This window comes from Dietzia maris (assembly GCF_014144855.1).
Lineage (GTDB): Bacteria > Actinomycetota > Actinomycetes > Mycobacteriales > Mycobacteriaceae > Dietzia > Dietzia kunjamensis.
Genome location: NZ_JAALDN010000088.1, coordinates 1 through 3,428, shown reverse-complemented (window position 1 = coordinate 3,428; position 3,428 = coordinate 1). Strand labels below are relative to the sequence as shown.

Below are 3,428 nucleotides of genomic sequence, written 5' to 3'. Positions count from 1 at the left end.
CGCCCGCCGACCGCGCGACCGAATCCCCCGCGCCCATCGCCGCACGCCCGGCCGGCTACGTCCCGCCGCAGGTCACGCTCGCGCCCAGGTCACCCGCGCCCACCGCCGGCACCACTACCACGGTGTCCCTCGCCGGCGGGAACCGCTCCGAGACCATCACGTCGGCCCCCGGCGTCGTCAGTGGCGAGGTGCACCCCGCGATCCGCCACTCCGACGCCCAGTTCGACGCCCGCATGGCGCTCGAGCTCGGCGTGATCGAGCTGACCATGGGACGTCTCGCCGACGCCCGGCTCGCCGAGTTCCGGATGCTCGCCGAGTCTGCCAACCAGTACATCGAGCGCGATCGTTTCCTCGACCCCGAACGGTTCACCGCCGCGAACGCCCAGTTCCACGAATTCCTGTTCCGCTGCACCGGCAACGACTCGCTGCTGCAGGCCTACCGCATGCTGGAGGTGACCCAGGTGATGAACAGCGTCCTGCCCGACGCCCGCTGGGTGTCCGAGGACATCGTCCCCGAGCACCTGGAGATCGTCGCGGCCTTCGAGACGGGCGACCGCGACGCCGCCCGGTACCTCATCCGCCGGCACAGCGAACACGCCAAGGCCACCATGCGCACCGCACTGGACCAGCAGGCCGTGGAGGCGGCGTCGTGAGCGCGCCCGTCGGCGAGTACGACCCCGTCCCGCCCGTCGTCTCCCCCGGTCGCTTCGCCGGCCGGTCGGTGCTCATCACCGGCGCTGTCCAGGGGATCGGCCGCACCGTCGCCGACCGGGTGGTCCGCGAGGGCGGGCTGGTCACCGTGGTGGACCGGGCCGACCTCATCAGCACGGTCGCCGACGAGCTGACCGCGGTGTCCCCGGACGGTCACCGGGTCGTGCCCGTCGAGGCCGACCTGGAGACGTTCGAGGGTGCCGAGGCCTCGGCCCGCGCCGCGCTGGACGCCCACGGTCGGATCGACGTGCTCATCAACAACGTCGGTGGCACCATCTGGGCCCGGCCGTACCACGAGTACTCGGCCGAGCAGATCGAGGCAGAGGTCCGCCGCTCGCTGTTCCCCACGCTGTGGATGTGCCGGGCGGCCCTGCCGTCCATGGTCTCGGCGGGCGCGGGCACGATCGTCAACGTCTCCTCCGTCGCCACACGCGGGGTCAACCGCGTCCCCTACGCCGCCTCCAAGGGCGGCGTCAACGGCCTCACCTCGGCGTTGGCGCTGGAAGCCGCGCCGCACGGGGTGCGGGTGGTGGCCACCGCCCCCGGCGGCACCCTCGCCCCCGAGCGACGGATCTCCCGTGGCGGCGACGCCCGCACCGACCAGGAGAAGACCTGGTACTCGGAGATCGTCGAGCAGACCGTCGACTCGACCGTGATGGGCCGCTACGGCACCCTCCACGAGCAGGCCGCCCCGATCTGCTTCCTCGCCTCCGACGAGGCCTCCTACATCACGGGATCCGTCCTCCCCGTCGCCGGCGGCGACCAGGGCTGAACCGCCTGCTACCCCGGTCTGAACGCCCACACCTCTCCCCCCACCCCCACCGAACGGAGCCCTTCCGTGTCCTCGAGCACCCCTGTGCCCTCCAGCCGCCCCGTCCCCTCCAGCCCACCCGGGACGACCGCCCCCGCCTCCGAGGTGTGGGAGTCCCCCGCCCACCGCCGCACGGTCTACGGTGTCCTCGCCGTGGTGGCGCTCGCCATCCTCTTCGACGGCTATGACCTCGTCGTCTACGGCGCCGTCCTGCCCACCCTCATGGCCGACCCCACCCAGATCGGCGCCCTCGGCGCGGCTCAGGCCGGCGCACTCGGCTCGTACGCCCTCGTCGGAGTGATGATCGGCGCCCTCACCGCCGGCGCGGTCGGTGACCGCATCGGCCGACGCCGGATCATGCTCGGTTCCATCGCCTGGTTCTCCGTCGGGATGGCCGCCACCGCGTTCGCCCGCGACATCACCACGTTCGGCGTCCTGCGCCTGCTCACCGGGCTGGGGATCGGCGCCATCGTCGCCACTGCCGGTGCGATCATCGCCGAGTTCGCCCCCGCCGGGCGTCGCAACCTGTTCAACGCGGTCGTCTACAGCGGGATCCCCGCCGGCGGTGTCCTGGCCTCGGCGCTGGCCATGGTGCTGCGGGACCACATCGGATGGCGCGGCCTGTTCCTCATCGGCGCCGTCCCGCTGGTGCTGGTCCTTCCCTACGCCTGGTTCGCACTCCCCGAGTCCCCGCGGTGGCTGGCCTCCCGCGGCCGCACCCGCCAGGCCGCCGAGGTGTGCGCCAGCAGGGGCCTGCCGCTCGAGATGGCCGCGGCGCCGGGCGCGCCCCTCACCGCCGACACGACGCCTCGCGATGACCACGACGACGACAAGGTGGTCGCCCGCACCGGCTTCGCCGCCCTGCTGTCCCCCGACTACCGCCTCGGCACCCTGCTCCTGGGGTTCATGAGCTTCGCCGGCCTGCTGCTCACCTACGGCCTCAACACCTGGCTGCCGACGATCATGGAGAACTACGGCATCGACGCCAAGAGCTCCCTCGGCTTCCTGCTCGTCCTCAACGGCGGCGCGATCGTGGGCGGTCTCGCGGCCTCGTGGCTCGCCGACCGGCACGGGCCGCGCGTGATCGTCGCCTGCTCCTTCGTCCTGGCCACGCTGGCCCTGGTCGCCATCACCGTGTCCCCACCGTTCGTCCTGGTCGTCGCCCTCGTCGCGGCTGCCGGCATGGGCACGATCGGCACGCAGGTCCTGCTGTACGGGTTCGTCTCCAACTACTACGAGACGGGCGCACGCGCCGCGGGTGTGGCGTGGTGCGCGGGGTTCGGACGCCTCGGCGGCATCCTCGGTCCCGTCATCGGCGGATTCCTCGTCGCCGCCGGACTGGAGGCCGACACCTCCTTCCTCGTGTTCGGCGGGATCGCCCTCGCCGGCGCCGCCCTGACTCTGGCCGTGCCCCGCTCACCCGCCCAGTCCGAGCCCGTCGCGGTCCCCGACGAGATCACGCCGCTGGACTTCGACCCGCCGGCCACAGCGGTGGCCGGGGAGGGAGCCGGGGAGCCCGTCGCCGCGGAACCGGTCGAGCACGCCGGGTCGGATCTACGCTGACCGCATGACCTTCGCCCACCCCGTCCCCCGCTACGGTCACCACCGCGCCGCGGATCGTCTCCACTCGATCCACGGCGCGGTGGCGGGCAAGCGGTCGACGACCGTGCTGGTCACCGCCGCCGACGGTGGGGGCAAGAGCCACCTCGTCGATTCCGTGGTCGCCGAACTCGCCGGGGTCACCTCGGTGCTCGTGCGGGCGCTGCCATGGGAGAAGGACACGAGGCTCGTCGTGGCCGCCCGGGTCCTCGAGCGCCTGCCCCGGCCCGACACCGAACCCCCACGTCGCGCAGGGGCCGCAGAGACGGCCGGGGTCGCCGGGGCAGCGGGGGCCGCAGAGACGGCC

The 3,428-nt window shown here is 73.2% G+C and carries 4 protein-coding genes; all 4 read left to right on the top strand.

Features of this window, described 5'->3' with window-relative positions:
• Positions 1-653 (top strand): GntR family transcriptional regulator (locus tag G6024_RS03640; protein WP_159148060.1); only part of this gene is annotated, 653 nt, incomplete at its 5' end.
• Positions 650-1,483, top strand: a complete 834-nt coding sequence (locus G6024_RS03635) for a 1,6-dihydroxycyclohexa-2,4-diene-1-carboxylate dehydrogenase (RefSeq protein WP_159148058.1) — start codon at positions 650-652, stop codon at positions 1,481-1,483. The genes G6024_RS03640 and G6024_RS03635, both read left to right, overlap by 4 nt.
• Positions 1,484-1,567: 84 nt before the next feature.
• Entirely contained in the window at positions 1,568-3,085 is a 1,518-nt protein-coding gene (locus tag G6024_RS03630; RefSeq protein ID WP_465284559.1) for an MFS transporter, read from the top strand.
• A 4-nt stretch (positions 3,086-3,089) separates the two neighbouring features.
• Positions 3,090-3,428 (top strand): hypothetical protein (locus G6024_RS03625; protein WP_478213475.1); only part of this gene is annotated, 339 nt, incomplete at its 3' end.